This is a genomic window from Ruegeria sp. CE12, assembly GCF_056537525.1.
Map to the genome: position 1 here is coordinate 271363 of NZ_JBQFRS010000002.1, position 26000 is coordinate 297362.

Below are 26000 nucleotides of genomic sequence, written 5' to 3' on the forward strand. Positions count from 1 at the left end.
AATTGAGAACCGCTCCGACTCGGACTAGATAAGGCACATGTCGATCGCAACAAAAGCCAACGCCCTTTGGGAATACGCCAACCCGCGAAAGTTCCTCGCGACCAGCGAGCGTGTCCTGCCGTTTTTCTGGATCACGTCGGCTGTATGCCTTTTTGTCGGGTTGATCTGGGGGTTCTTCTTCACCCCTGACGATTACAAGCAGGGATCGACCGTTAAGATCATCTACCTACACGTGCCTGCAGCCCTTATGGCCATCAATTGCTGGCTCATGATGCTGGCGGCCTCATTGGTCTGGCTGGTACGTCGTCATCACGTCAGTGCGCTGGCCGCACGCGCGGCCGCTCCGATCGGCATCGTCATGACTTTGATCGCGCTTGCGACGGGTGCCATCTGGGGGCAACCCATGTGGGGCACGTGGTGGGCATGGGATCCGCGCCTGACCTCGTTCCTGATCCTGTTTCTGTTCTACCTGGGCTATGTGGCCCTGTGGGAAGCGATCGAAGACCCTGATACTGCTGCAGATCTGACCTCGGTCCTGTGTCTGGTTGGCTCCGTGTTTGCGATCCTCAGCCGCTATGCTGTGAACTTCTGGAACCAAGGGTTGCATCAGGGGGCATCCGTTATGCGGGCGGGTGCAGTAACGGGCGCAGATACAGAAGAAAAAGTCAGCAATATCTATTTCTATCCTCTACTGGTTTGCATCGTGGGGTTTGTGCTGCTGTTTGTTGCGCTGGTTCTATATCGCACAGGCACTGAAATCCGGGCGCGCCGGATCAATGCGTTGCTGGCGCGTGAAAGGATAAACGGATGATCCCAGATCTGGGCAAATACGCCGACACCGTGTTGTCTGCCTACGCGGCATCGATCCTGCTGTTGATCGCGCTGGTGGTTTTCAGCGTCCTTCGTGGTCGCAAGGTCAGGGCCGAGATGGAGAAGGTCGAACAAAGGATGTCCAGGAATGGCTAAGATATCGCCTTTGATGCTTGCTCCGCCTCTGATTTTTGGTGCGTTTGCCTTGCTGGCAGGCGTCGGAATGTTCCGTGACGACCCGGATTCACTACCATCCGCGCGTGAAGGGCAGCCTGCTCCTCCTGTTGTGATGACCGAATTCCCGGGGAAGCCATTCTTTGATGACGCGACCCTGCGGGATGGCGAAGTCAAGCTGGTCAACTATTGGGCATCCTGGTGCGCCCCATGTCGCGCCGAGCATCCGAACCTTGAGACTTTGTCGCAAGAGGGCATCCCCGTCTACGGCATCAACTACAAAGATAAAGTCGGAAATGCCGAGTCATTTCTGGACGAATTAGGTGATCCGTACCGTGCTATCGGACGTGACGAGAACGGGCGCATGGGGCTGGATTGGGGCGTGTACGGTGTGCCAGAGACCTATGTGATCGACGGAGAAGGCACGATTATCCTGCGCTTTGCAGGGCCGATCACACAGCGCGTCATCGAAAGCACGATCCGACCCGCGCTTGAGAAAGCGGCCGGAGAATCTGACTAGCGCCGTAGCCAGATCCATAGCATCGCGCCGATAAAGGCGAACGTGACCAGATTCATCAACGTGTCTGTTAAATCACCGATCAGCACTGGAATCTCCTTCCTCACGAAGGCCACGGAACAGGCAGACCATCAACAGAACTGAAATGAAGACAAAGGGCAGGGCGCCCAGCGATATCAGGACTTTTACCGAGTCCACTGATCCTGAAAGGATCATTGCCACGCTTAGCAATCCAAGTAGCGCGCCCCAGATCAGGCGTATTTTGGGCGGAGGGTTGGCATCACCTGCTGTTGAAAACGTCCCCAAAACGAATGCTGCACTGACGACACTTGTGACAATAAACAAGAACGCAGCCAGGACCGTTGCAAGAGTGGTCAGCACTGGGAACGGCAAACGTTCGAGCAGCCCAAAAGTAACACGTTCAATGTTCGTTTGAGTCATGTTCAGCAATTCACCCGCGCCATTCAACGCCTCGAACAATCCGATACCTCCGAATGCGCCAAACCAGAGTATTGAAAACAGGGTTGGAGCAAACAGTACGCCGATTACGAATTCGCGAATGGTACGTCCTCTTGAAATGCGAGCTACGAATACGCCGACGAACGGACCCCACGCGATCCACCAGACCATATAGGTGAGGGTCCAGTCGCTGAACCATTTGGCGACGTCATCGCCAAAGAATGTATAGGTTTGGAAACCCCGCGATATTACGTTTGTTGCATAGTCACCAAAGCCCTGCACAACCGTATTCAGCAAGTACTCGGTAGGCCCGAGGACGATTGTATAGGCGACCAACGCAATAGCGATAAGCATAGCGGCGTTCGAAAGACGTGACATGCCCTGGCCCAGGTCAATCATCAGCGCGGGAACGTACGCTGCGACCATCGCGATAAAGACCGCGCCGATAAGCAGCGTTCCCGCTACCTCGCGGTTCATCATGACCGCGACGCCATCAGCGACCTGAAAAACGCCCATCGCCATAGAACCACCAACCCCAATAGCGATAGCTATGATCGCCATGAAGTCCGACCACCAACCGACGATGACAGCCCATCTCTCGCCGGGAAAGAGGCTTTGAATAGGGGCACTGACCAGCATTCCGGTACCTCTGCGAAAGCTGAAATACGCAATGGTCAACGCGGTTGAGCCGTAGATTGCCCAGGCATGCAGGCCCCAATGGAAATTAGTAGCCAGCATGGCCTGTTGCGCCGCGATGAAGTCCGGGGCCATACCGGATATGAAGCGATAATGCGTTAGGGGTTCGGCTACAGCCCAAAACAGTAACCCGACCCCCATACCCGCCGAAAAGAGCATCGCGACCCAAGAAGCAGTCGAGAATTCAGGTTCCTCATCATCCCGCCCCAACTTGATGTTTCCGTAGGATGAAAATGCCAGAAACAGACAGCCGATGAGCATACCTGAGGCGGCAAGCATTACAAACCAGCCCCGGCTGTGAAAGGTCTGTTGAACCAAGCCGCTTGCCCAATCGACCAAACCGTCGATATCGATGACGCCCCATATCCCCACCACAGCAATCACACAGAGAGAGCAAATCAGCAACGCATTCGGTTTAGCCATCCTCGAACCTGTCCATCTGTGAGGTATAGAAAGATTGCAATGTTTTTGGGGTCGTTGCCAAAACTTAGCTTCAGCGACCGTTGCTTTCTGGCGTTTCGGCAGTAACCAGATGCTGCTAAAGCCGATATCCACCGGTTACCGGCAGTACTTCACCGGTGACGAAGGACGCATTGTCCGACGCAAGAAAGCGAACCGCTTTGGCGATATCTTCTGGTGTTCCTGCGCGCCCCAATGCGGTGTCTTTCACAAAAATCGCAGTCAGTTCATCTGAACGCGGCGCTTCGGGTATGTTGATCGCGCCCGGGGCCACTGCGTTCACACGGATGCCCTCTGGTCCCAGTTCCTTGGCCATGGCACGGGTCCAGAGGTTAAGGGCCGCTTTGCTTGCGCCATAGGTCGCCGCATCCCGAGGGGGCAGTGTAGCGTTCATCGATGATATGTTCACGATCGCTGCACCCGGTTTCAAATGGGGCAAGGCCGCAGAAAGCAATGCGGCGGGTGCAAGCAGGTTGAGATCAAGAATTGCACGGTGATCTTCGTGCTCAAACTGATCTTTGGGCGTGCTCCTGACAAGACCGGCGTTGTTTACGATTACGTCTAACCGACCATAATGCTCAATGACCTGCCGGATGACCTCAGATGCCTGATCGGGCTCTCTCAGGTCAGATTGAATCGCGAGGTTGGTGTCGGCGCACAGTGCTGCGGCAGGCTTGGATGTAAGCCAGGTAAAGGCGACTGAGTGATCCGTGCCCAGGTCTTCGACGATTGCGCGGCCAATGCCTCGGGCACCGCCGGTAACCAATGCTACTTTTTCCATGCGATCCTCCTACCGCCACCAAATCCGGAAATGTACCCGAAGACAACATCCGAATAGATTGATGTGGTCGGTGCAGTTAATTCAAATGAAAAGAGCGCCTTAAAAGGCGCTCTTTACGTCTGATCACAGGTATATTATTAGTCAGCCTTGGCAAGATTGCGCAGCACATATTGCAGAACACCACCGTTCTCGATGTACTCGATCTCGGGTGCTGTATCGATACGGCACTTGAGCGTGATGGTCTTTTCGGATCCGTCACCATAAACGATTGTGCAGGGCACTTCCTGCAGGGGTTCAACCGTATCCAGGCCATGGATCGAAACTGTCTCATTGCCTATTAGGCCAAGCGTTTTCCGAGTGTCGCCGCCAGTGAATTCGAACGGGATGACGCCCATGCCAACCAGGTTCGAGCGGTGAATACGCTCAAAGCTTTCGGCAATCACGGCTTTGACGCCAAGCAGAGCTGTACCCTTGGCTGCCCAGTCGCGCGAGGAACCTGCGCCGTACTGTTCGCCGCCAAAGACGACCAGCGGGGTACCGTTTTCCTGATGCGCCATTGAGGCATCAAAGACCGAAGTCTGCTCACCATCCGGACCCTTGGTGTAACCGCCTTCTACGCCATCCAGCATCTCGTTCTTGATGCGGATGTTCGCGAAGGTGCCGCGCATCATTACCTCATGGTTGCCACGACGAGAACCGTAGGAGTTGAACTCGCGCGGCTGAACCTGACGATCCAGCAGGTACTTTCCGGCCGGGCTGGTAGACGCAAAAGAACCAGCTGGTGAGATGTGGTCGGTTGTGACCATATCACCCAGGATCAACAGAACCTTGGCGTTGTCGATGTTTGAGATCGTGCCCGGCTCAGGCCCCATGCCCTGAAAATAGGGCGGGTTCTGAATATAGGTCGATGTTGGGGGCCAGTCATAAGTTTCCTGTTGTGGAACTTCGACTTCGCGCCACTTTTCATCACCTTTGAACACGTCAGCATATTTCGACTGGAACGCTTCACGCGTGACGGTCTGCTGAACCAGATCAGCGATCTCTTTCTGATCCGGCCAGATGTCCTTCATGTAGACGTCGTTGCCGTCTTTGTCGGTGCCAATCGGCTCTGATGTCAGGTCGATGTCCAGCGTACCGGCCAGCGCATAGACCACAACCAGTGGCGGCGAAGCCAAATAGTTGGCGCGCACATCAGGAGAAATACGACCTTCGAAGTTCCGGTTGCCCGACAGAACGGAGGTAGCGACCAGATCACCCTCGGCAATCGCATCAGACAGTTCGGCCTGAATGGGACCGGAGTTTCCGATACAGGTGGTGCACCCATAACCGACAAGGTTGAAGCCGATCTTGTCCAGATCATCTTGAAGTCCAGCGGCCTCGAGATAGGCGGAAACCACCTGCGATCCCGGCGCCAGAGAGGTTTTGACCCAAGGTTTGCGGTTCAGGCCCAAAGCGGCGGCCTTACGCGCAACCAGACCGGCACCGATCATGACATAGGGGTTCGAAGTGTTGGTACAGGATGTGATCGAGGCGATGACCACCTTGCCCGATTCCATTGTGTAGTCTTCGCCCTTAACCGCAACTTCTTTGCCCATGGGACGCTTGAAGGTTTCTTCCATTTCTTTGTGGAAAGCAGCCTTGGCGTCGGTCAGCGCGACATAGTCCTGTGGGCGTTTCGGTCCCGAGATCGCGGGAACGATGGTGCCCATGTCCAGTGACAGCGTGTCGGTGTAGATCGGAGCGTAGCTCTCATCACGCCAGAATCCGTTCTCTTTGGCGTAAGCTTCGACCAGTGCAATACGGTCTTCTTCGCGGCCCGTGTTTCGCATGTAGCGCAGCGTTTCACCATCGATGGGGAAGAAGCCACAGGTCGCACCGTATTCCGGCGCCATGTTTGCGATGGTTGCACGGTCGGCCAGTGGCAGCCGATCCAGACCTTCGCCATAGAACTCGACGAATTTTCCGACCACACCCTTTTCGCGCAGCATCTCCACTACCTTCAGCACCAGATCGGTGCCAGTAGTGCCTTCGACCATTGCACCGGTCAGTTCAAAGCCCACAACTTCGGGGATCAGCATCGAAATCGGCTGGCCCAGCATTGCGGCTTCGGCTTCGATCCCGCCGACACCCCAGCCCAGAACAGCCATGCCGTTGACCATGGTGGTGTGGCTGTCGGTTCCAACCAGCGTGTCAGGGTAAGCAACTTCTTCGCCGCTCTGGTCGGTATCGGTCCAGACGGTTTGTGCCAGATACTCAAGGTTTACCTGGTGGCAGATTCCTGTGCCGGGTGGAACAACACGGAAGTTATTGAACGCGTTTTGGCCCCATTTCAGGAACTGGTATCGCTCCATGTTCCGCTCATACTCGCGGTCCACATTCATCTGGAAGGCGCGCGGGTTGCCGAATTCGTCGATCATAACCGAATGGTCGATGACCAGATCGACCGGATTCAGTGGGTTGATCTTTTGTGCGTCGCCACCCAGCGCCTTAATCCCGTCACGCATCGCAGCAAGGTCAACCACAGCAGGAACACCGGTGAAGTCCTGCATCAGCACACGGGCAGGGCGGTATGCGATCTCACGAGGGTTCTTGCCACCATTGGCACCCCATTCACCGAAGGCTTTGATATCATCAACCGATACAGAGAAACCGTCGTCCTCGAATCGCAACATGTTTTCCAGCACAACTTTCAATGCGGCGGGGAGCTTTGAAAAATCGCCCAGACCGGCTTCTTGAGCGGCGGGAATCGAATAATAGGAAATGGACTTGCCGTTCACGCTCAGGCTGCGACGTGTTTTGGCGGTATCCTGTCCAACTTTGATGGGCATCTGTGGCCTCCCTCTCAAATGACTTAGATTTTGGGATTCGCTGAGGGCTATCTGTATCACGTTTAGCCACGGTTCAAGGCCTTACGAACAAGATGCGTCATTTTTGTATACTATTGTACACATTTTGGCGGAGCTTTGGTGTAAAACGTTTCAAGAAACCTTGATTGGAGGTTGATGTGTTAACCGTTTAAACCGGTTAGGCAGCCAAACGTACCGAGACGATAAAATGTTCAGATCCGCCGCCGCGACAGCTCTTGTTTCCATATTCTTTGCAGCTTCTGTAGCTGCTGAAAGCGATCCGGTCGTGGTCGAGCTGTTCACGTCACAGGGGTGTTCATCTTGTCCACCGGCAGACAAGATCATGCATGATCTGGCCAAGAGAGATGATGTTATCGGACTGGCCTTGCATGTGGACTACTGGGACTACATTGGCTGGAAAGACGAATATGCCGACCCGGCCCATACAGTGCGGCAGCGTGCCTATGCGCGCGAAGGTGGGCGGACGATGATTTATACGCCGCAAATGGTGATTAATGGTCAGCATGATGTGGTCGGTGCCAAATCGCGAGAGCTGGACCGAATAATCAATGCACATCTGAAGGCAGCACCAGAAGCATCAGTTAAAGCCGTACGCTCGGGCAATGATGTGACTGTGGAAGTGACGCCTGTCGAACTGCCTGCGGAGGAGACCTATGTGATCCGGATAGTGCAGTATTCCCCCATGCGTCACGCCTCGATCCGGCGCGGAGAGTTGGCCGGGCACGAGCTTGATTATGCGAATGTGGTCGAGACCTGGCTTACGGCAGGGCAATGGGATGGGGTAACGCCACAGCAGTTTTCGGCAACCCTGTCATCGGATCTACCCGCCGTTGTTCTGGTGCAGCGGGAGGGGCATGGACCAATCGTAGCGGCCACGCGGGCCAAGTAATCAGGGCATATCTTCGGGCTGAACGCCCAAGCCATTCCACGCTTTCCAGCGGCGATGGATCCAGAACCACTGACCCATATGCTGGCGTACCATGGTCTCTAGATCGTCATTGGTAAACTGGGTCATCGTTTTGGGATCCGTGTGCGGCACTGGATTATGCAGCACGATCTCAAAATCGATACCGTTGGGCTGGCGCACGGCATAGCAGGGGATCAGAACCGCCTTGTATTTCATGGCAAGTTCAGCGTTCAGCACCGAAGTCACAGCCGGTTTGCCGAAGAACGTGAGCTCTTCGCCGCCTTGTGCGTGCAGATCCGAAACGATTGCAATGATGCCACCGCTTTTGAGCGTGCGAACCATTTCAACCATACCCCGGCGGCCTTGTTCGAACATGGGCTTTCCGGTCTTGTGGAATGCATCCACGTACATGTCGTTGAAATAGGGGTTTGCCATGCGGCGATACAGACAGCCAATCGGTTTCTGGCTTCGTGCTTGGAGCGCGATACGGGCAGCAAGGTAGTGACCGAAATGTGCCGTGATCATCATGACCGGGCGCCCGTCGGCGACTGCGGCGTCAAAGGCTTCGATCCCTGGGCCTGAGATTTTTGCGTTTTTCTGGCGATCAGTGAACCCTTCGGGTGAGAAGTGTTCCATGATGGCCCGGCCAGCATTGTCAGGAACTGCCCTGCAAATACGTTTAACCTCTTCCTCGGGTAAATCCGGGCAAGTCAGTTTGAGATTGCGTCGAACACGCGTGCGAAACCCAACCACTGGTGCCAAAGTGCGCATGATTGCACCCATCGCCGATATGCGACGCTCATAGGGCAGCAGCCTCATGGCACCGATGATCCCCTTAAGGCACAGGTTTGTCACATAGTATTGTCCAAGCTCAAATCGGCTTAGTTCCGACTTTTCGACAGGCATTCAGGGGACTCGCAAGAATTTCGTTCTAGGCGGCCAGACATACAGCCCCGATCCGCCGTTAACAAGTATTCGCAATTCCAGAACACAATGAACACGCTATGCTTGCCAAGCTGGGGTTCAGTTCCCGTCCTCTGTTTCGTCTTCACTTTCAATCAGAGTTATCGCACCCTCATCCGTTAGCGCGCGGATCACACCGACGATGTTTGCCATCGCCTCTTCAGCTTCGGTTTGTTTGACCTTCCCACGCTCAGTAATTTCCTCACGAAGGTTGTCGGCCATTCGGGTCGACATGTTAGAGAGCAGAAAATCGACCGAGGCATTTTCATCCTCGCCGCTGGCCCCCGCAAGAGCAGTTACCAGAACCGGCTGCTCGATCCCTCGCAGAACCACGGGGACGTCTCGCGGCATGATCCGGTTGGCAATATGCGCAAAGGTAAAGATCGATTGCCGCACGGCATTGGCGAAATCCTCATCCTCTTCGTCCAGCGCTGTAAGCAAGCCGTCGCGCGTAGCGGCGGCGGATTGGTTCAGAATCGCCCCCACACGTTCGTCCGGTCCGTCCTGAAATGCGGGGGTGGGGCGTTGATCCAATTGGGCAGCCAGCGACCAGCCAATCCGCTCTACGGCTTCGGGAGTTACATTGGCTGTCTTGGAAACGGCATAGGTGATCCTGCGCGCCACAGGACCGGGCAATTGACCAAGTAGTTGCGCAGCCTTCGGGGTGTCCAGTTTAGACAACATCACGGCAGCGACCTCGGTACTTTCTGCCTGAGCAATTCCGGCAAGGTCTTCTGGCGGCACTTCGCGCAGGCGCTGCCACGGATCGCCAATTTGCCGGACGCCTGCAACCTTACGAAGGCGGGCCGCCGTAGCGGGTGCGATCTTACCGTTGACGGCATCCAATGCTCCAGCCAAGCCATGCGGGAAGGCCAGCCCGACGCTGTCCAGCGCATCTGCGAATTCCCCGGCAACAGCAGCCAACGTCACACGATCAACCAGTCCCATGCGTCCCAATTGATGGGTCAGCCTTTCTTGCAAATCATCTGGGAGTTCTTCCAGCGCGAGATCGGCCCCTTCGTTCAGCAAAAGCCGAACAACGACTGCTGCCTTTTCCCGGCCGTTCAGCGCGCGGGGGATCAGCCTCGCCTGGGTCTCCTCACTGTCTGCAACTGGTGCAGAAGCGCCCGGAGCCATTTGTATGAGTGCGGTAGTGTCCTGCATCTGCCTGTGGTGCCAATATTTTGTTCCACAGGCAGATTACGGAGAGTCGGGTAAAGAAACCCTGAAGTTCAGTAGCTGTATGTCAGCCCTGTCCGGATAGCCTCGCGCAATGATGCCTCGGCCCATGTACCTTCGCCACCACGCGCTTTGATTTCGCGCCACTGCTGGATTGCAAGATCAGTTTTGCCTTCGGCAACAAATCCCTGACCCATATAGCTGCGGGCCAGAATGTTGTCCGGGTTCGTGTCGATTGCTTTCTCATAGAAGACGTTCGCCAGCTCGAGTTCTCCCATTTTGCGGTATGTGAAACCCCAATATGTTAGAACGCGATCATCGTTCTGATCGCTCATGACACGCAGAACATCCTGAGCATGTTCGTATTGGCCATCATAAGCCAATTCGCGAACCGCATCATAAAGCTGGTCGTCGGTGAAATTGGTTTTGTTCGGTTTGACGCAACGCCCAGCCGCTTCGTCATAGACGCGACCAAACAAGCATTTCTTGGTCGTACTGGTTGGCTTTGGCGGGCTGCTATCTCCGCCCGCAGCGTGAACTGCTGGCGCAAAGGCAAAAGCTTGAAACGCAATAGCTGAAGCTAAAACAAGGCGCATATTCCTACTCCGTTCTAAAGGCTGCTCTCAACAAGCATAGTGTGATCTGTAAAAAAGCTAACAATTGATGTTTCGCTTTTATTCACAAGTAGGAAAGAAAAATCTCAGCTGTTGACGGATTTCGCGCAGCTTTGGCTCTCGCTGTCCCAATATGTGCCCGGTGCACAGGATTGAGTTTTCTTGGAATGCGCGTTGCATGCCATCGCTGCCGAGGAAGCGCAGACAAGCGCTATTGAGCATAGAAGGGTTCGGATCATTGCGGTTCTCCCGATCTGGAAAATGCGGGATCAGGATAGCCGATTTTGTCTTGTCTGGCAAAAGAAGAGGGCCCGAACCGCATTAAGCGCTTCGGGCCCCCGTTTGACGAAATAGATATCGTGATTACTCGCCGAAAACGCGGGCGAAGATCGTGTCGACGTGTTTGGTGTGATACCCAAGGTCGAATTTTTCTTCGATTTCTTCAGGACTCAGAGCAGCGGTGACATCTGGGTCAGCCAGCAGTTCCTCTTTGAAATCGGTGCGGTGTTCCCAAACCTTCAACGCGTTTCGCTGAACCATGGCATAGGCATCTTCGCGGCTGACACCAGCCTGTGTCAGGGCCAGCAGCACCCGCTGGCTCATCACCAGGCCGGGGAACTTGTTCATGTTCTCGATCATGTTCTCGGGGAAGATCAGCATCTTGTCGATCACCCCAGTCAGACGGGCGAGCGCAAAGTCCAGCGTGATCGTGGCATCGGGCCCGATCATCCGTTCGACCGAGGAATGCGAGATATCGCGCTCATGCCAGAGCGCCACGTTTTCCATCGCGGGGATCACGGCAGCGCGCACCATGCGAGCCAGGCCGGTCAGGTTCTCGGTCAGGACCGGGTTTTTCTTATGCGGCATGGCCGATGAGCCCTTTTGGCCCATCGAGAAGAACTCCGCCCCCTCCAGCACCTCAGTCCGCTGCATGTGGCGGATTTCGATGGCAATGTTTTCTATGCTGCTGGCGATGACGCCTAGCGTGGCAAAGAATGCAGCGTGACGGTCGCGCGGGATGACCTGCGTGCTGATCGGTTCGGGGACCAAGCCCAGCTGGTCGCAGACATGTTCTTCGACACGCGGGTCGATATTGGCGAAGGTGCCGACCGCACCGCTGATCGCTCCGGTTGCGATTTCAGCACGGGCATCGCGCATGCGCGACAGGTTGCGGTCCATTTCGGCGTAGAAACGCGCGAAGGTCAGGCCCATGGTGATGGGCTCGGCGTGGATACCGTGGCTTCGACCGATGCGGACGGTATCTTTGTGCTCGATCGCGCGGCGCTTCAGAGCGGCCAGAAGACCTTCGAGGTCGGTGATCAGCAGATCAGCGGCGCGGGTCAGTTGGACGTTGAGGCAGGTGTCCAGCACGTCCGAAGATGTCATACCCTGATGCACGAAACGGGCCTCGTCGCTGCCAACATGCTCGGCCAGGTGGGTCAGGAATGCGATTACGTCGTGCTTGGTGACCGCTTCGATCTCGTCGATGCGAGCAACGTCAAATTCCACGTCCTTGGCTTTCCAGACGGCCTCGGCATTCTCGCGCGGGATTACACCCAGTTCTGCCATTGCATCACATGCGTGCGCCTCGATTTCGTACCAGATGCGGAACTTGGTTTCGGGCGACCAGATGGCAACCATATCGGGGCGGGAATAACGTGGAATCATTGGCAGCTGCACCTTTTTGTGATTTGGCAGGAGGCGATGCCGCGGGGTTTAAACCTGAGTAGGCGAGGGAACAAGGCGCGAGTGCTGATATGAGACGGTTTGCCCTGATTTTAGCGATCTGGCCTGGGGTTCTGGCTGCAGATGAGTTCCGGCAGCTTACCGGCGATGAAATACTGACCGCACTGACGGGGCAAAAGCTGGTTTACACTAATGGGGCCTGGCAGACATTCGATGATACAATGCTGACCCAGTACTTCTCGGGTCGGCCAAGCGCGGGTCATTGGGCCGTGCGCGATGATCAGTATTGCTCTCTATGGCCGCCATCGGATCTGTGGGCATGCTATACGGTCCAGCAGAGCGGAGATACAATCCGCTTTGTCGGTGAGAGTGGCGATCTGACAGATGGGACATATGAAAATTGATGGGACCGCGCGAGATTACTGATTTCGCAGGTAAGTGGCAGTTAACGCGCGTGATACACGATGCCCAAGCAGGTCAGGTGTTGCAGGCTGACGGGACAGCGTGCCTAGCGACTTCTGAGACCGGGCTAACCTACCAAGAGGCCGTTACCCTGCGGATACCGGGCCAGCCCGCGATCAAGGGAACGCGGAAATACCTCTGGCAGGACGCGGGTGACGTGATTGACATTCAGTTCGAAGACGGCAGGTTTTTTCATCGACTAAAGTTGGGCGAAGTCGAAGCGACAGACCATCATGATTGTCCACCCGACAGCTATGACGTTGTGTATGACTTTTCGAAGTGGCCGCGTTGGGCTGCGCGCTGGACAGTTTCCGGCCCCCGAAAATCCTACGAAATGAAGACAGAATATGCTGCACTAGCGAAATAAACTTGCAGTGGCTGTTCTAAATAGGCATTCCTATTTCAGAATTTCTGTCTGAAGTGGGAGAAGACATGATGAATTCCAACGTATTGGCCGATGCAATCGGCCCGCGCGAAGGAACCGCGCTGCGTATCAAGCAAGTCGTTCTGGTTGTTCTGGGTATTGTCGCACTGGCGGTCGCTGCAAAGATCAAGGTGCCGATGTGGCCTGTCCCGATCACGATGGGTACTTTTGCCGTACTTACCATCGGAACTGCATATGGTGCACGTCTGGGTCTTGTTACCATGCTCGGTTATCTTTTGATCGGTGCGCTGGGCTTTGACGTCTTTGCGGGTTCCTCGGCTGAAAAGTTCGGCCTGACCTACATGATGGGCGGCACCGGAGGCTATCTGGTGGGTTACCTTCTGGCCACTGTCTTGCTGGGCGTTCTGGCGTCACGAGGCTGGGATCGCTCGGTCGGCAAAATGGCTTTGGCGCTGGTTCTGGCAAACGTCGTTATCTACGTGCCTGGTCTGCTGTGGCTCGGACAACTCTACGGCTGGGATAAGCCGATCCTGGAATGGGGTCTGACACCGTTCCTGCTGGGTGACGCGATCAAGCTGGGTCTGGCCGCTCTGCTGATCCCGAGCTTGTGGAAACTGATCGGTGATGCGCGCACCTGATTGGTGGTCGTATCCGAAATCCGACCCGCGCTGATTTGGTTCGGCGCGGGTTTTTTGTTTTCTGAACAATGTCATACTGGACAAATGTCGTCGACAACGTGCAGTCTGATGGCGGACAACTGATCAGGTTATTGAGATATGCGTATTAATATGAGGTCAATGCTTGCCCCTTGCATTGCGGCCTTGATGGGGCTGGCAACTCCGACGTTGGCGGACACGCCCGTCACATACACAGATAGTGGCAAGGCGTTGTTTCAATTCGAAGTTCCCGATTTTTGGACGCTTCGCGTTGGTGGGCCGCGTGAGATCGAAGACTCTGCCGTCGGCGATGCACGTGGTGTTGCCCGTGTCATGGGAATGCGCCCGGTTACAGATGATAATGTCTGGATTGGGTTCGTGTCGCCAACCGGTGTGAGTTCGATCGAGGGGGGTATTCGATATCTGCAGGACATCGACAAGTTTCTGGTCAAGGATCCGCAGGTAACAGGAAGTAGCAAAGCAACTATCGGTGGCCTTCCCGCGCAAGTGGTCCGGGGAACTGGTCGTCGCGACGGGCGAGGTATTAACTTTACTGCGACCGTCATTGATTTGCCGGGAAACCGCATCGCAGTCGCAGTCGCAGTCCTGCGTGATGGTGCTGATCCAGCTTATGTGAATGATCTGAACGATATTTTCGGATCTTTCCGTTCAGCCCAGTAAGGAGGATCAGATGGCACATAAGCTTATGAAACGTACCTTGCTAGCGTTGGGACTGGGCGCGGCCGGTTTTTCAATTTCCGGATGTGACGGTGTCTCGGTTGGCGTCGGATATGGTTATGATCCGTTCTATGACTCGATGCTCTGGAATGACTATTATCATGACGTAAACGTAAATGTTGACGTCAATCGTCCTGTCAGGCCGGATCGACCAATCAATCCCGATCGCCCGAGACCGCCTGATGGCAAGCCACCGGTGCGGCCTCAGCCGCCCATTGCCAAACCGCCCGCGCGGCCACGGCCACCGGTTGCACGCCCACCTGTAGCGCGGCCACCCATACACAGACCCGGCCCCCGCCGTTGAGGCGAGATACCGCCTCCGACCAGATCGGAGGCGGAATACTCAGGTTGAGGGAAGGAGTTCGGTCGTGATGCGTGCCGAACCTTCCAGAGTTCGGTGGACCGGGCATTTATCTGCGATTTCCATCAGCTTGTCCCGTTGCGCCTGATCCAGTGGTCCTTCCAGCCTGATTTTGCGGCGGAACTGATCCACTTTGCCTTCGCTTGCCAGACCAGCGTCCTGTGCATGGACTTTGTCATGGCACACATCGACGCTGACGCCGGTGAGGGGCCATTTTTTGCGTCGGGCATACATACGGATGGTCATCGATGTACACGCACCAAGGCCTGATGACACGAAACCATAGGGTGACATTCCCCGGTCTGTGCCGCCATAGGAGGTGGGTTCGTCTGCCACTGCGTGGTGGCGCGGTCCGGACTGAATATCCTGCATGAACCCGGATGGATCCGCCTCGGTTACGCGCACAACCCCTTCGGGTGCGCCCGGAGGTGGGGCAGGTGGCCTGAGATTGACGTAGCGAGAGACCCATGCCGCAATGACATCTGCTGCATAATCCGCATCCGCAGCCCGTGTGATCAGATGATCAGCATCGTCGAGTGTGACAAAGCTCTTTGGATGTTTTGCGGCCAGAAAAATTGTGCTGGCGTTGTCGATGCTTACGGTTTCATCACGCGGTGCATGTAGGATAAGCAACGCCGCTTTCAGCTCTGCGATCGCAGGAGCCAGCGCAGATTCCGATATATCATCGACGAAGGCTCTACCGATCCGGAATGGTCGTCCACCCAGCGTGACTTCGGCGCTGCCTTCTGCTGCGATCTCTGGCAGGGCGGCTTCGAAATGATGAGAGACATGGCCCGGGTCAGCTGGCGCACCCAAGGTGACGACAGCCTTGACGGACGGAATGCCGGCACGTGCGCGCAGGACTGCTGCACCACCCAACGAGTGGCCAATCAGCAGAGCAGGGGCCATATTGCGCCCGGCCAGATAATGCGATGCCGCGATCAGGTCTTCTACGTTCGAAGTGAAGGTTGTATTCGCAAACTCGCCCCCCGAATGGCCCAGCCCGGTGAAATCAAAGCGCAAAACGGCAATACCCATCGCAGCCAGTCGTGCAGAAATACGCCGTGCTGCCGGGATATCTTTGGAACAGGTAAAGCAATGCGCAAATAGCGCCGTTGCCAAAACCGGACCATCCGGCAGATCCAGGCGCGCGGCCAACTGACTGCCGTCATGACCGGAAAAAGTAATGCGTTCCGTTGGCATAGCTGCTCCTCGGAGTTGTTGGGATTTGCCTAATAGTGTGTACATCCAGGAAGGGTCACAACCCTTATGTCAGAAGCGTCACGGGAAGGTGAGTATCCGGAAGTAGAACTTGATAGGCGATGCAGGGTGAGGTTGTGGTGCTGCCGGCAATCTGATGTCGGATTGGCAGCTGTGCGCATCTCATCAGAATCTGTGAAGTAAAGGCAAACAAATATTCGATTTAATTAAGTCCCATCAGCGCTCACATTGCGATTGTACCGACACCTTGAGCAAGGAGAGACAGATGGCACATGCTAATCCCCGTGCACACGATTTTCCGATACAACCGGGTTTACTGATTGCTCTTGCTTTGAGCGGCGCGATCGGATTTGCGCTTGGTCAGTACTCACCAACCTTCGGAGGAGCCAACTCAAGTTACCAGCCCCCGATAGAGGACTGGCATGGTAACGTTATGCGCTCACATTGGACAAAGTGAGCACTGCTTTTAGTTCTGCCCCATCAGCGCAGGATCGAATGGGTAAGTGGTCAGGTTCTCGTAGCCGTCTTCGGTGATCAGGACCTGATCCTCCAGCTTGATCGAGAAATCTCCGCCAACCTCACCGACGCAAGCTTCGACACACAAGACCATTCCGGGCTCGAGCGGATAGTCGTATGAACCCTCGACAGCCTTGTCAGGATAGGCCACCAGCGGCCATTCATCACACAGACCGACCCCATGCATCAGACAGCCGTATTTCTGGGCTTGGAATTTATCATCCAGCTTGTGCGCCATGGCTGTCAGTTCAGGGATCATCACGCCAGGCTTCAACATTTCCATGTTGGTCATGATGTGTTCGTGGGCATGTTGCATGGCATAGATCATATCGGCACGCGGTTTCTCGTCCCCAATCCACCAGGTTCGTGAGATATCGATGCAGATACCGTAAGATCCAATCAGGTCGGTATCGAAAGCGATGATTTCATTCTTTTGGGTGATCCGAGGGCCGCACTCCTGAAACCAGGGGTTGGTGCGCTGACCCGAAGCCAGCAGACGGGTTTCGATCCATTCGCCACCACGCCGGATATTCTCGGCATGCAGGACGGCCCAGATGTCGTCTTCGGAGGTCTTGCCATCGCCGACATTTGCCCGGGCAAATTTTTCCATTTCGGCCACAGCCGTTTCGCAGGCATGATTTGCACAGCGCATGGCAAGGATTTCATCTGGTCCTTTGATCGCACGGGTCTTTTCGGTCAGCTCTTCGCCTTCCATGATCTCAAAACCTTGCGCCTCAAGCGCGCGCAGGCCGTGCAGCATGATCTTGTCGACGCCAAGCCGCTTGTTGTTTCCGCCGTGCTCCTCGATCAGTACGCGTACTTCATTGGAAAACACGTCTGCAGCAACATCAACTTTGTCGCCACGGTCAAAGTAGAACAGGTCGGCGCCGGATCGCTGTTCGCGAACCAGCGGATTGAAGGTCGAGAGAAAGGGTGAGTTCTTGTAGTCCCAAATCACCATATAGCCATCGGCGCACAAAAGAACGGCCCTGAACGGGTTGTGCGTGTTCCACAGCTGCATGTTCGTGCTGTCGGTGGCATAGCGAATGTTCAACGGATCGAACATCAACATACCACCATAACCGCGGTCTACGATGGCTTGCGTCAAGCGCTTCCAACGGTGTTCCCGCATTCTTTCCAGGTTTGGAAGCTCCAACCCTGCGTTGGCCCATTCACCAAATGCCAGTTGTGTTGGGCCGATTTCGATCCGGTCGTTCTCGTTCGGGGTTCCATCACCCAGCGTTGCGCCTCGGGTCGGATCAATCTTGCGGGTATCCCGGTAGTGGTGGTTCACGGCTCGCCTCCCTGCTTGCAGGTAAAGCTTGAAGAGACAAATCCGCCGAGTCGCGGTGAATTGCGACGATATGGCCGTCGCTTTTTGACCGACATGAGACGGATTGAATGCTAATTCAGGGTCATGACGGCAATTCTACAGCAAGAAATTCCATACAACCCTCTGATTCAACGTCCATTGCCGGGCATCCAACCGGCAAGCATGGAGACCTGGTTGCATCAGGATGATGCATTCGCCGAGCAGATGCAGCGAAGAGAATCTTTGCTGAGCGAGCGGAGATCCGAAGTTCTGGCGCTGGATCCCCAAGCAATGGCTCCTGCACAAGAACTTTTGGATATGGTTTTGGCGCAGGTTTATCCAACAGCATCGAAGGTGGTCGTACGTCCAGATGGCGTCCAGGTCGCAATTGATCGAACGCAACCTCTCGATACTCTCTGCAGATTGGTGCAGGAGGATTTCTGCATCCTGCAAAAGATGGAAGATGAGCATGTGCTGACCGGTGCAATCCTGTGCTTTCCGGCAAGCTGGCGACTGTCTGAGAAGTTCATGAGACCGCTTCTCGATATCCACATTCCTGTTGCCAGCTATGATGCCAATGTTGCGCGACGTGTTCAGCGGCTCTTTGACGGGATACAGACGGGTCGTCCGCTCTGGCGGTTCAATGCTCTGTGGTACGAGGATGCAGAACTGCATCAGCCCCGCAGCGCAAATGAGCCGCGGGAGATACGCGACAGGGGTAGGGCGCAATACATGCGAAGTGAACGGCAGACTCTGTTGCGCCTGCCAGAGACGCGTGCGGTCGTGTTCACGATTCACACCTACGTTCTTCCGGCACATGTGATGTCCGAAATGGAAAACCCCGCCTGATAGCGGGGTCTCCAAGGAGGGTCGTTGGTAGTAAGTTTACATGCCAAGCGCGTTGGCAACGTCGGCAAAAGCGTTACTTGCATTCAGTGAAACAATCGCGACGGTGAACACCAGAACCTGTGTATTCAGGCGAAAATCCTCACCGCGGATCAGGTTTACTGCTGCCATTGATAATGCGATCGGTGCAGAAAAACTTGCGACTGCCCCGGTCATGCCCCAGCTGGTAAGACGCAGAATATCACTGGGTCTTTCATCATCTGGTGCTTCGGCTTCTGGCTGGTCAACTTCGGTCACCGGCTCATTATCTGTTCTGAACGCGATGCTCAGCAACTGATCGTCAGTCAGCTTGATCGGGCGGCCCGATGTTCTTGTTGCTGCGGATTCAAGATCGAATTCTTCCTGATCGGCGATGTCGACACCAGCAAATTGACCCGTTACGGATTCGAAGATTTGTTTGCGCTCCCGAGGTTTTCGAGGAGTGAATGAATCGAACGTGCTCAGGAACTGTTCAATCGTCAGAACAGTGTTCGGCGACAGCCATTCAACTCGCTGAGTCGAACAGATATCGACCATGCGATATAGCATTACCACTAGGATCAGCTCGGAAATCTCGCTGTCGTCCAATAACTCGGAAACCGGGGTAATCGAAATCGCTAGCCTGTGCTTGGGACGCGATACCGCAGGTCGAGCCATGGTCTTCAACCCGGCCGCACGATCCAGACGTCCGTATCGGTCGTTCGCCTCATCATGCGTCGTTTCAAGATGCAGCCGAACTAGATAGTGGCTGGACACGATACTAGCTTCGGTCTTGCTGGTCAGCGTCTTGCGCTCGACCAGATGGCCATAGTCTTCAAGTGTCGCAGAAACGGTGTGACAGAACCGCCGGAGCGCGCCTTCCGCGTCGCCGTTGAACTGAAGTCCACCATGGTATTTGTGCTTTACAGTCACAGCACAGTCCTCTGCCATATGATTTCTGACACACAATCATAGCGAGAGAAGTAGGGGAAAATTTGACGAAAATGCAAAAAAATGAATTTTTCACAGGATTGATTACGCTTTGGAAACCAATGAAACGCCGGGTCAACTGGTTAGATGTGGCGATAATGTGGCGAAAATTGGGTGCGGCCAGCTAAGGCGAAACTTGTCCTAGCTGTCGATTCGCAAGGCCATGATTGCGATGGATTGCTGATAAACAGATGCTGCGTTCCACTGCTGGATAACTGCAAAGTTCGGCTCGCCGGGTTGATAGCCCCGACCGGGTTTCCACCCTTTTTGACGCAAGAAATTTGCGGTCGAGGCCAAAGCGTCGGTCATGTTGTAAAAATCCACGCGGCCGTCACCGGTGGCATCGACGCCATAGGTTATGGCGTTGCCCGGCAGAAATTGCGTATGGCCCAGCTCGCCATGTTTTGCCCCTTTTGTCGCCATGGTGATGCTGCCCTGATCCACCAATTTCAGCGCTCCGATGGCATGAGGAATAAAGAACTCAGACCGGCGACAATCGTAGGCCAGTGTTGTTATTGCGGAAACAACCTGACTGTCGCCCATGAAATTCCCAAAGCCCGTTTCCATGCCGTGAATAGCGATCAGAACACCGGCGGGAACACCGTATTGTCGTTCCAGAGCCGCATAGAATTGCGGGTTGCGAGCCTTCCGCTTGCGCCCTTGAGATACGATGGTATCTGCGCCTCGAACCCTCATGAATTTATCCAAGGAATACTTGAAGCTTTTCTGGTTGCGATCAGCTGCGATCGTCCTCGTGGCGTATTGGGTCTGCGCCAGCGCCTGCAGTCCTTTTTTGCGCACCCCTGCTTTGCGGGCCTGTTTGGCGAAACTCTGTTTCCAGGATTCAAAACCGGCGCTGGTATTGCCGCATGACGCAGCCAATCCAACAGAGGCGAAAGAGATGGCAATGGCGGCAACGGGAGCAACGAGAAGCTTCATGAACAGCACTCTTTCGATCTGACTAATCCGAATTTCAGGATAGCTGGCTCGGCTATCGCAAAGAAGTAAATTGATCAATTTGCGCCAAAACAGGCGTAAAACTACTTTGTCTGAGGCGCGTCGCCCTTGCAAGTGACCGCGACTGGCTCCTTGACGGATCTCAGCCTTGCCATGTTCTATGAGTATGAAATCAGGTTTCTTTCTCAGGGGGAGGCGGAGTTCCAATGGGCAAGACGTCGAACAGTCGCTGGTGGGTTCTTACCGCGATGGGCGCAATTCTTGGGGTCATTCTTCTTGATGAAACCGTTGTGGGTGTTGCACTGCCAACGATCCAATCAGATCTCGGCCTGAGCAGTTTGAGTGCACATTGGGTCGTGAACATTTATCTGCTTGTGCTCGCAGCGCTTGCTGGTGCTGCGGGGCGGTACGGTGACATCATCGGTACGCGGAACCTGATCATCGTCGGACTACTTGTTTTCGGCATTGCGTCACTCGCCGCAGGATATTCACAAAGTGGTTCAGGGATCGTCGTCGCACGTGCAGTTCAAGGTATTGGGGCTGCCATTATCTTTCCGCTTTCACTTGTTCTGGTCTCGATGTCTTTTGATGAGGGTGAACGTGGTATGGCCCTTGGCATCTACGGCGCGATCGGGACAAGTTTTCTGGCACTTGGCCCGGTGGTCGGAGGTCTGTTGACCGACTATCTGTCATGGCGCTGGATCTTTTGGATCAACCCGCCAATCGTTCTGATTGTAGCTTGCATCACTTGGGTATTCTGGCGCGATCCACCCCGACGAGCCGAGGCTGGATTCGACTGGGCAGGTTTGCTGCTTCTGGTCGGAGGTCTCACCCTCACCGTTTTCGGCATCATGGAAGGGCCCGAGCGCGGTTGGGAGCGGATTGATGTCATCGGGCCTTTGATCACCGGCATAGTGATGTTGGCTTTGTTCGTATGGGTCGAACTGCGCACCACTGCGCCGCTTATCGCGATGCGACTGTTTTCCAATGGTACCTTTGCAGCATCAAACATGATCGTGTCGCTCGCCCAATTCGTCAAAATCGCAACCTTCGTGTTTGGTGCTTTGTATTTTCAGAAGTCTTCTGGTCTGTCTCCGCTGATGGCTGGGGTGGCACTGCTGCCAGCCGTGGTGCCACCTGTGCTAACCGCGACCTATGCAGGCAAAGCTGCAGATGCTTATGGAACCAGACTTCCTTCATTGTTCGGAGTTTTGGGCACCCTGATCGGACTGGTCTGTATGGCGATCGGTATGGGCCTGGATCAGAATGTGTTCGTATTTGCCGGGCTGTTGATTTCGGGCGTGGCTATTTCCTTCCTCTTTGTTCCTCCGCAGCGAGCCGTAATGATCTCGGTTCCGCCTGGAATGCAGGGACAAGCCGGGGGTATCGTGCTGAGCAGCCAGTTGTTGGGAGGAACGTTGGGAATGGCGGTCTGCAGCAGCACCTATGCAATGCTGGGATCGTTCGCTGCTGTGTTCTGGGTAACCGCAACCATATCTGCTGTGGTTTTGATGTACGCCTACATCGCGATTGAGAGGCATGAGATCAACACGGCCGAAGGGACATGAAACGAAAAAGGGCGCCCATGAAAGGCGCCCCTGATCTTACCGCAAAGGGTTGAATTAGCAGCTGTAGTACATGCCGTATTCAACGGGGTGCGGGGTGTGTTCGTAGGTTTCGACCTCTTCCATCTTCAGTGCGATGTAACCGTCGATCTGGTCTTTGGTGAACACGTCGCCCTGCAGCAGGAAGTCGTGATCGGATGCCAGAGCTTCCAGAGCTTCACGCAGTGAGCCGCAAACGGTCGGGATGTCGGCCAGTTCTTCGGCAGGCAGATCGTACAGGTTCTTGTCCATGGCTTCGCCCGGATCGATCTTGTTCTTGATGCCGTCCAGACCGGCCATCAGCAAGGCAGCGAAGCACAGGTAGGGGTTCGCTGCCGGATCGGGGAAACGAGCCTCGACACGCTTGGCTTTTGGGCTTTCGGTCCATGGGATACGTACACAACCCGAACGGTTACGAGCCGAGTAAGCGCGCAGAACAGGAGCTTCAAAACCTGGGATCAGACGCTTGTAGCTGTTGGTCGCAGGGTTGGTGAAGGCGTTCAGGGTTTTGGCGTGCTTGAGAACACCGCCAATGAACCACAGTGCTTCGTCTGACAGATCGGCATACTTGTCGCCAGCAAACAGCGGCTTGCCGTCTTTCCAGATCGACATGTTCACGTGCATGCCGGTGCCGTTGTCACCCGCGATCGGCTTGGGCATGAAAGTGGCCGATTTGCCGTAGGCGTGCGCAACGTTGTGGATGACGTACTTGTACTTCTGCAGCTCGTCGGCCTGTTTGGTCAGGCTGTCGAAGATCAGGCCCAGCTCGTGCTGGCAGGACGCAACCTCGTGGTGGTGTTTGTCGACCTTCATGCCCAGACGCTTCATGGTCGACAGCATCTCGGAACGCAGGTCCTGTGCTTCGTCGATCGGGTTGACCGGGAAGTAACCGCCTTTGACGCCCGGACGGTGGCCCATGTTGCCCATCTCGTACTCGGTGTCGGTGTTCCACGACGCGTCGGTTGCATCAACTTCGTAGGATACCTTGTTGATGCTGTTCGAGAAACGGACATCGTCGAATAGGAAGAATTCAGCTTCGGGCCCCATGTAGGCAACGTCGCCGATACCCGATGCTTTCAGGTAAGCTTCTGCTTTCTGTGCGGTGCCGCGCGGGTCACGCTCATAGGCCTCGCCGGTGTCGGGCTCAACAACCGAGCAGTGCACGCAGATTGTCTTTTCTGCGTAGAACGGATCGACATAAGCGCTTTCAGTGTCGACCATCAGCTTCATGTCCGAAGCTTCGATCGATTTCCAGCCCGCGATGGACGAGCCGTCAAACATGAAGCCTTCTTCCAGAAAGTCTTCGTCAACCTGATCGGCCATCAGGGTCACGTGCTGAAGTTTGCCGCGCGGGTCGGTGAAACGAACGTCGACGTATTCGGCGCCTTCGTCCTTGATCAGCTGAAGAACTGCGTCCTTGCTCATTCTCTCATGTCCTCTGTTTGAGAATTCGATAATTGGCTTACAGAGCGTCCGAACCGGTCTCGCCGGTACGGATGCGGATGGCTTGTTCGACGGGCGAGACAAAGATCTTACCGTCGCCAATCTTGTCGGTTTTTGCTGCATCTACGATCGCTTCGATCGCTGCATCGACCTGATCGTCGTCCAGTACGACCTCGACCTTCACTTTGGGCAGAAAGTCGACGACATATTCCGCGCCGCGATACAGCTCGGTGTGTCCTTTCTGACGGCCAAAGCCCTTAACCTCGATCACGCTGAGTCCCTGGACGCCGACATCCTGCAGCGCTTCTTTTACTTCATCGAGTTTGAACGGCTTGATGATCGCTTCGATCTTCTTCATCCCGGGCTCCTATTAACTCTTGTCACTGTGGCACTGACCACGTCTAAATTCGGTCGGCAATGTGATTGCGAAAATGGTCCGGGTTGGGCGCTGAGAAAACAGGCGGCAGGTCAAATTTTGATCGGCTTGCACAAAAAGTAATCAAAATTGAATCGCCGAGGGATTTGAGATGACGGAATTGCTAACAGCGGCACAGATGCGGGCGATTGAACTTGCAGCAATCGAGTCTGGCGAGGTGACCGGTCTGGAGCTCATGGAGCGGGCTGGACGCAGTGTAGTTGAGGCGATTTTTGAAGAGTGGCCTGAGCTGTCGAAGACATCTGGTACAGCCGTGGTTTTGTGTGGTCCCGGCAATAATGGCGGCGACGGGTTTGTCGTGGCGCGGCTGCTGAAGGAGTGGGGTTGGGAGGTTGCGGTGTTTCTCTATGGCGATCCCGAAAAGCTGCCGGCAGATGCGAGAGTGAATTATGATCGATGGCTGGAGTTAGGAGAGGTTGTACCGCTGACCGAACAGAATATGCGCAAGGGTGGTTTTGCCGATCTTTACGTTGACGCACTGTTCGGGACGGGGTTGAAACGCGGTTTGGACGGTGAACTGTTCAAGGTCGTTCGGCATCTTTCTGGTGTGAATGGGGACCACTACACCGACCGCATGATCAGCATCGACGCGCCATCCGGCTTGTGTTTGGACAGCGGGCGGGCGTTGCATCAAGAGGCTTCGAACCCATGGTCTCGCGAGGTGCTGGACAGTTTTCCTGTAGAGATACGGAACAAGATTGCCCAAGCGGGCGGCGCGCGTGCTTTGCGCGACCGTTTTGCGTGGTTGACCGTTTGTTTCGACAGCCCAAAGCCCGGGCATTTCCTGGCGCAAGGGCCGGATTTGTGTGGCAAGCTTGTAGTCAAAGACATCGGTATCTCAATTCAGCGTTGCCGTTTTAATGGTGAACCATATGACGATGCGTTCACATTAGGCCCCAAACCTTTTCGTAGGGCGAGCCGCCCTGCATTTCTAACCCTTGCCGAAGCACCGGGCCGCGTGAAGGACGAGCGAACATGGGGTGGGTTGCCGCTCTATCGCTTGCCCAAATTCAAACAACATCACAAGTTCACCCACGGCCACGCCCTCATTTGCTCGGGTGGTCCGGCTAAGACCAGCGCTGCGCGGCTAGCCGCCCGAGGGGCTTTGCGCATTGGGGCTGGATTGGTGACGCTGGGTGTGCCTCCAGCGGCTCAGATGGAAGTCGCGGCGCAGGTGACAGCCATCATGCTACAGCGGGTTGAGGGGGCAGAGGGGCTGACCGATGTGCTGAAGGACGAGCGGCTGAACGCTCTCTGTCTTGGTCCTGGGTTGGGCATAGAGCGCGCACGGGAATTGGTGCCCGCTGCCCTTGAGGCAAAGCGCGCAACGGTTTTGGACGCTGACGCGCTGACGGCTTTTGCGGATGATCCTGCATTGTTGTTCTCTCGACTGCACGAAAACTGCGTACTAACCCCACACGGAGGTGAATTTGCGCGGCTGTTTCCGGATATTGACGAAAAGCTGGCGGTAACGCCCACCAAAGGTCCAGCTTATTCCAAAGTGGATGCAACGCGCGATGCGGCCAAACGGGCAGGGTGCGTGGTATTGTTAAAGGGGCCGGATACGGTAATTGCTGCACCAAATGGGCGGTGTTCGATTAACTCAGCGCATTACGATCGTGCAGCGCCATGGCTGGCAACGGCAGGCGCAGGGGATGTGCTGGCAGGCTTCATAACCGGATTGTTGGCTCGCGGATTTAGTCCAATGCAAGCTGCCGAGACCGGAGCCTGGTTGCACGTGGAATGCGCGCGGCAGTTTGGTCCCGGCCTGATCGCAGAAGATCTGCCTGAACAGCTACCTAAAGTTCTTAAAAAGCTGAATGTTTGATTGCGTTGCGCAAATAGTGGCCTACCGAGCGCAGGATTGGCGACTTTATGCCGGTTCATTCTGCGTTAATGCATAGCGAGTGTTTGCCAGACGCATAGCGGAAGGGCAGAATTTA

Annotated in this window: 25 protein-coding genes; 12 read left to right on the forward strand and 13 right to left on the reverse strand. The window is 55.2% G+C overall.

The window, feature by feature from the left end; translation table 11 throughout:
- Positions 1–37 precede the first annotated feature (37 nt).
- Genes ACR0IO_RS06150 through ACR0IO_RS06160 form a run of 3 tightly spaced genes read left to right on the forward strand, consistent with a single transcriptional unit; the run spans position 38 to position 1504 of the window.
- A complete protein-coding gene (locus ACR0IO_RS06150; RefSeq protein ID WP_480740150.1) occupies positions 38–811 on the forward strand; it encodes a heme ABC transporter permease in 774 nt (257 codons plus the stop codon).
- Positions 808–966, forward strand: coding sequence for a heme exporter protein CcmD (gene ccmD / locus ACR0IO_RS06155; protein WP_155151176.1), 159 nt, complete (start codon positions 808–810; stop codon positions 964–966). Before ACR0IO_RS06150 ends, ccmD begins: the two co-directional genes overlap by 4 nt.
- Positions 959–1504: a DsbE family thiol:disulfide interchange protein gene (locus ACR0IO_RS06160; RefSeq protein WP_480740152.1), complete on the forward strand. Its 546-nt coding sequence runs from the start codon at positions 959–961 to the stop codon at positions 1502–1504. The genes ccmD and ACR0IO_RS06160 overlap by 8 nt, the downstream gene beginning before the upstream one ends.
- A gap of 72 nt (positions 1505–1576) precedes the next feature.
- Here the strand turns inward: ACR0IO_RS06160 and ACR0IO_RS06165 are convergent, their stop codons facing one another.
- The 3 genes from ACR0IO_RS06165 to acnA form a co-directional block, all read right to left on the reverse strand.
- Positions 1577–3079 carry a BCCT family transporter gene (locus ACR0IO_RS06165; protein WP_480740153.1) on the reverse strand — a complete coding sequence of 501 codons (1503 nt, stop codon included), beginning with the start codon at positions 3077–3079 and terminating at the stop codon, positions 1577–1579.
- A gap of 115 nt (positions 3080–3194) precedes the next feature.
- Positions 3195–3896 (reverse strand): SDR family NAD(P)-dependent oxidoreductase, encoded by a 702-nt coding sequence (locus ACR0IO_RS06170; protein ID WP_480740155.1) that lies wholly within the window; start codon positions 3894–3896, stop codon positions 3195–3197.
- A 137-nt stretch (positions 3897–4033) separates the two neighbouring features.
- Entirely contained in the window at positions 4034–6724 is a 2691-nt protein-coding gene (acnA, locus tag ACR0IO_RS06175; RefSeq protein ID WP_480740156.1) for an aconitate hydratase AcnA, read from the reverse strand.
- 226 nt (positions 6725–6950) lie between these two features.
- Here acnA and ACR0IO_RS06180 point away from each other — a divergent pair, with 226 nt between their 5' ends.
- Positions 6951–7652: a DUF1223 domain-containing protein gene (locus ACR0IO_RS06180; protein ID WP_480740158.1), complete on the forward strand. Its 702-nt coding sequence runs from the start codon at positions 6951–6953 to the stop codon at positions 7650–7652.
- Here ACR0IO_RS06180 and ACR0IO_RS06185 read toward each other — a convergent pair whose 3' ends face one another.
- From ACR0IO_RS06185 to purB, 4 genes are all read right to left on the reverse strand, one after another.
- Positions 7653–8576, reverse strand: a complete 924-nt coding sequence (locus ACR0IO_RS06185) for a lysophospholipid acyltransferase family protein (RefSeq protein WP_480740159.1) — start codon at positions 8574–8576, stop codon at positions 7653–7655.
- Between the two features lie 117 nt (positions 8577–8693).
- A complete protein-coding gene (locus ACR0IO_RS06190; RefSeq protein WP_480740161.1) occupies positions 8694–9797 on the reverse strand; it encodes a flagellar motor switch protein FliG in 1104 nt (367 codons plus the stop codon).
- Positions 9798–9865: 68 nt separating this feature from the next.
- Positions 9866–10408 carry a tetratricopeptide repeat protein gene (locus ACR0IO_RS06195; protein ID WP_170331018.1) on the reverse strand — a complete coding sequence of 181 codons (543 nt, stop codon included), beginning with the start codon at positions 10406–10408 and terminating at the stop codon, positions 9866–9868.
- 381 nt (positions 10409–10789) lie between these two features.
- Positions 10790–12094: an adenylosuccinate lyase gene (gene purB, locus ACR0IO_RS06200; protein WP_480740163.1), complete on the reverse strand. Its 1305-nt coding sequence runs from the start codon at positions 12092–12094 to the stop codon at positions 10790–10792.
- Between the two features lie 89 nt (positions 12095–12183).
- Here purB and ACR0IO_RS06205 point away from each other — a divergent pair, with 89 nt between their 5' ends.
- From ACR0IO_RS06205 to ACR0IO_RS06225, 5 genes are all read left to right on the forward strand, one after another.
- Entirely contained in the window at positions 12184–12516 is a 333-nt protein-coding gene (locus ACR0IO_RS06205; RefSeq protein WP_480740164.1) for a hypothetical protein, read from the forward strand.
- Complete coding sequence (locus tag ACR0IO_RS06210) at positions 12516–12941, forward strand: DUF6314 family protein (RefSeq protein WP_480740166.1); 426 nt, start codon at positions 12516–12518, stop codon at positions 12939–12941. The genes ACR0IO_RS06205 and ACR0IO_RS06210 overlap by 1 nt, the downstream gene beginning before the upstream one ends.
- A 68-nt stretch (positions 12942–13009) precedes the next feature.
- The gene (locus tag ACR0IO_RS06215; protein WP_480740168.1) at positions 13010–13597 is read left to right on the forward strand and encodes a biotin transporter BioY; all 588 of its coding nucleotides are present in this window, start codon (positions 13010–13012) and stop codon (positions 13595–13597) included.
- A 159-nt stretch (positions 13598–13756) separates the two neighbouring features.
- Positions 13757–14296 carry a hypothetical protein gene (locus ACR0IO_RS06220; RefSeq protein WP_480740170.1) on the forward strand — a complete coding sequence of 180 codons (540 nt, stop codon included), beginning with the start codon at positions 13757–13759 and terminating at the stop codon, positions 14294–14296.
- Positions 14297–14306: 10 nt separating this feature from the next.
- Entirely contained in the window at positions 14307–14657 is a 351-nt protein-coding gene (locus ACR0IO_RS06225; protein ID WP_480740171.1) for a hypothetical protein, read from the forward strand.
- Positions 14658–14696: 39 nt separating this feature from the next.
- Here ACR0IO_RS06225 and ACR0IO_RS06230 read toward each other — a convergent pair whose 3' ends face one another.
- Both ACR0IO_RS06230 and dddP read right to left on the reverse strand, forming a co-directional pair.
- Entirely contained in the window at positions 14697–15917 is a 1221-nt protein-coding gene (locus ACR0IO_RS06230) for a bifunctional alpha/beta hydrolase/OsmC family protein (RefSeq protein ID WP_170331006.1), read from the reverse strand.
- Between the two features lie 484 nt (positions 15918–16401).
- Positions 16402–17745, reverse strand: a complete 1344-nt coding sequence (gene dddP / locus ACR0IO_RS06235) for a dimethylsulfonioproprionate lyase DddP (protein ID WP_170331004.1) — start codon at positions 17743–17745, stop codon at positions 16402–16404.
- Positions 17746–17868: 123 nt separating this feature from the next.
- On the opposite strand from dddP, the gene ACR0IO_RS06240 reads away from it, so the two are divergent.
- Positions 17869–18612 (forward strand): heme-dependent oxidative N-demethylase family protein, encoded by a 744-nt coding sequence (locus tag ACR0IO_RS06240; protein ID WP_480740175.1) that lies wholly within the window; start codon positions 17869–17871, stop codon positions 18610–18612.
- 36 nt (positions 18613–18648) lie between these two features.
- On the opposite strand, the gene ACR0IO_RS06245 is transcribed toward ACR0IO_RS06240, so the two are convergent.
- Positions 18649–19560 carry a hypothetical protein gene (locus ACR0IO_RS06245; RefSeq protein WP_480740178.1) on the reverse strand — a complete coding sequence of 304 codons (912 nt, stop codon included), beginning with the start codon at positions 19558–19560 and terminating at the stop codon, positions 18649–18651.
- Positions 19561–19758: 198 nt separating this feature from the next.
- Positions 19759–20556: a lytic murein transglycosylase gene (locus ACR0IO_RS06250; protein WP_480740180.1), complete on the reverse strand. Its 798-nt coding sequence runs from the start codon at positions 20554–20556 to the stop codon at positions 19759–19761.
- Positions 20557–20780: 224 nt separating this feature from the next.
- On the opposite strand from ACR0IO_RS06250, the gene ACR0IO_RS06255 reads away from it, so the two are divergent.
- Positions 20781–22142 (forward strand): MFS transporter, encoded by a 1362-nt coding sequence (locus tag ACR0IO_RS06255; RefSeq protein ID WP_480740182.1) that lies wholly within the window; start codon positions 20781–20783, stop codon positions 22140–22142.
- Positions 22143–22196: 54 nt separating this feature from the next.
- Here ACR0IO_RS06255 and glnA read toward each other — a convergent pair whose 3' ends face one another.
- Positions 22197–23603: a type I glutamate--ammonia ligase gene (gene glnA, locus ACR0IO_RS06260; protein ID WP_155151118.1), complete on the reverse strand. Its 1407-nt coding sequence runs from the start codon at positions 23601–23603 to the stop codon at positions 22197–22199.
- Between the two features lie 37 nt (positions 23604–23640).
- Positions 23641–23979: a P-II family nitrogen regulator gene (locus ACR0IO_RS06265; protein WP_108800222.1), complete on the reverse strand. Its 339-nt coding sequence runs from the start codon at positions 23977–23979 to the stop codon at positions 23641–23643.
- 169 nt (positions 23980–24148) lie between these two features.
- Between ACR0IO_RS06265 and ACR0IO_RS06270 the strand changes: the two genes are divergently transcribed.
- Entirely contained in the window at positions 24149–25885 is a 1737-nt protein-coding gene (locus tag ACR0IO_RS06270; RefSeq protein WP_480740185.1) for an NAD(P)H-hydrate dehydratase, read from the forward strand.
- Positions 25886–26000: the final 115 nt, after the last annotated feature.

What these genes read in the sequence shown, in the direction of transcription:
- ACR0IO_RS06150 (WP_480740150.1), top strand. Translation starts at nt 38, where the DNA reads ATGTCGATCGCAACAAAAGCCAACGCCCTTTGGGAATACGCCAACCCG.
- ccmD (WP_155151176.1), top strand. Translation starts at nt 808, where the DNA reads ATGATCCCAGATCTGGGCAAATACGCCGACACCGTGTTGTCTGCCTAC.
- ACR0IO_RS06160 (WP_480740152.1), top strand. Translation starts at nt 959, where the DNA reads ATGGCTAAGATATCGCCTTTGATGCTTGCTCCGCCTCTGATTTTTGGT.
- ACR0IO_RS06165 (WP_480740153.1), bottom strand. Translation starts at nt 3,079, where the DNA reads ATGGCTAAACCGAATGCGTTGCTGATTTGCTCTCTCTGTGTGATTGCT.
- ACR0IO_RS06170 (WP_480740155.1), bottom strand. Translation starts at nt 3,896, where the DNA reads ATGGAAAAAGTAGCATTGGTTACCGGCGGTGCCCGAGGCATTGGCCGC.
- acnA (WP_480740156.1), bottom strand. Translation starts at nt 6,724, where the DNA reads ATGCCCATCAAAGTTGGACAGGATACCGCCAAAACACGTCGCAGCCTG.
- ACR0IO_RS06180 (WP_480740158.1), top strand. Translation starts at nt 6,951, where the DNA reads ATGTTCAGATCCGCCGCCGCGACAGCTCTTGTTTCCATATTCTTTGCA.
- ACR0IO_RS06185 (WP_480740159.1), bottom strand. Translation starts at nt 8,576, where the DNA reads ATGCCTGTCGAAAAGTCGGAACTAAGCCGATTTGAGCTTGGACAATAC.
- ACR0IO_RS06190 (WP_480740161.1), bottom strand. Translation starts at nt 9,797, where the DNA reads ATGCAGGACACTACCGCACTCATACAAATGGCTCCGGGCGCTTCTGCA.
- ACR0IO_RS06195 (WP_170331018.1), bottom strand. Translation starts at nt 10,408, where the DNA reads ATGCGCCTTGTTTTAGCTTCAGCTATTGCGTTTCAAGCTTTTGCCTTT.
- purB (WP_480740163.1), bottom strand. Translation starts at nt 12,094, where the DNA reads ATGATTCCACGTTATTCCCGCCCCGATATGGTTGCCATCTGGTCGCCC.
- ACR0IO_RS06205 (WP_480740164.1), top strand. Translation starts at nt 12,184, where the DNA reads ATGAGACGGTTTGCCCTGATTTTAGCGATCTGGCCTGGGGTTCTGGCT.
- ACR0IO_RS06210 (WP_480740166.1), top strand. Translation starts at nt 12,516, where the DNA reads ATGGGACCGCGCGAGATTACTGATTTCGCAGGTAAGTGGCAGTTAACG.
- ACR0IO_RS06215 (WP_480740168.1), top strand. Translation starts at nt 13,010, where the DNA reads ATGAATTCCAACGTATTGGCCGATGCAATCGGCCCGCGCGAAGGAACC.
- ACR0IO_RS06220 (WP_480740170.1), top strand. Translation starts at nt 13,757, where the DNA reads ATGCTTGCCCCTTGCATTGCGGCCTTGATGGGGCTGGCAACTCCGACG.
- ACR0IO_RS06225 (WP_480740171.1), top strand. Translation starts at nt 14,307, where the DNA reads ATGGCACATAAGCTTATGAAACGTACCTTGCTAGCGTTGGGACTGGGC.
- ACR0IO_RS06230 (WP_170331006.1), bottom strand. Translation starts at nt 15,917, where the DNA reads ATGCCAACGGAACGCATTACTTTTTCCGGTCATGACGGCAGTCAGTTG.
- ACR0IO_RS06240 (WP_480740175.1), top strand. Translation starts at nt 17,869, where the DNA reads ATGACGGCAATTCTACAGCAAGAAATTCCATACAACCCTCTGATTCAA.
- ACR0IO_RS06250 (WP_480740180.1), bottom strand. Translation starts at nt 20,556, where the DNA reads ATGAAGCTTCTCGTTGCTCCCGTTGCCGCCATTGCCATCTCTTTCGCC.
- ACR0IO_RS06255 (WP_480740182.1), top strand. Translation starts at nt 20,781, where the DNA reads ATGGGCAAGACGTCGAACAGTCGCTGGTGGGTTCTTACCGCGATGGGC.
- glnA (WP_155151118.1), bottom strand. Translation starts at nt 23,603, where the DNA reads ATGAGCAAGGACGCAGTTCTTCAGCTGATCAAGGACGAAGGCGCCGAA.
- ACR0IO_RS06265 (WP_108800222.1), bottom strand. Translation starts at nt 23,979, where the DNA reads ATGAAGAAGATCGAAGCGATCATCAAGCCGTTCAAACTCGATGAAGTA.
- ACR0IO_RS06270 (WP_480740185.1), top strand. Translation starts at nt 24,149, where the DNA reads ATGACGGAATTGCTAACAGCGGCACAGATGCGGGCGATTGAACTTGCA.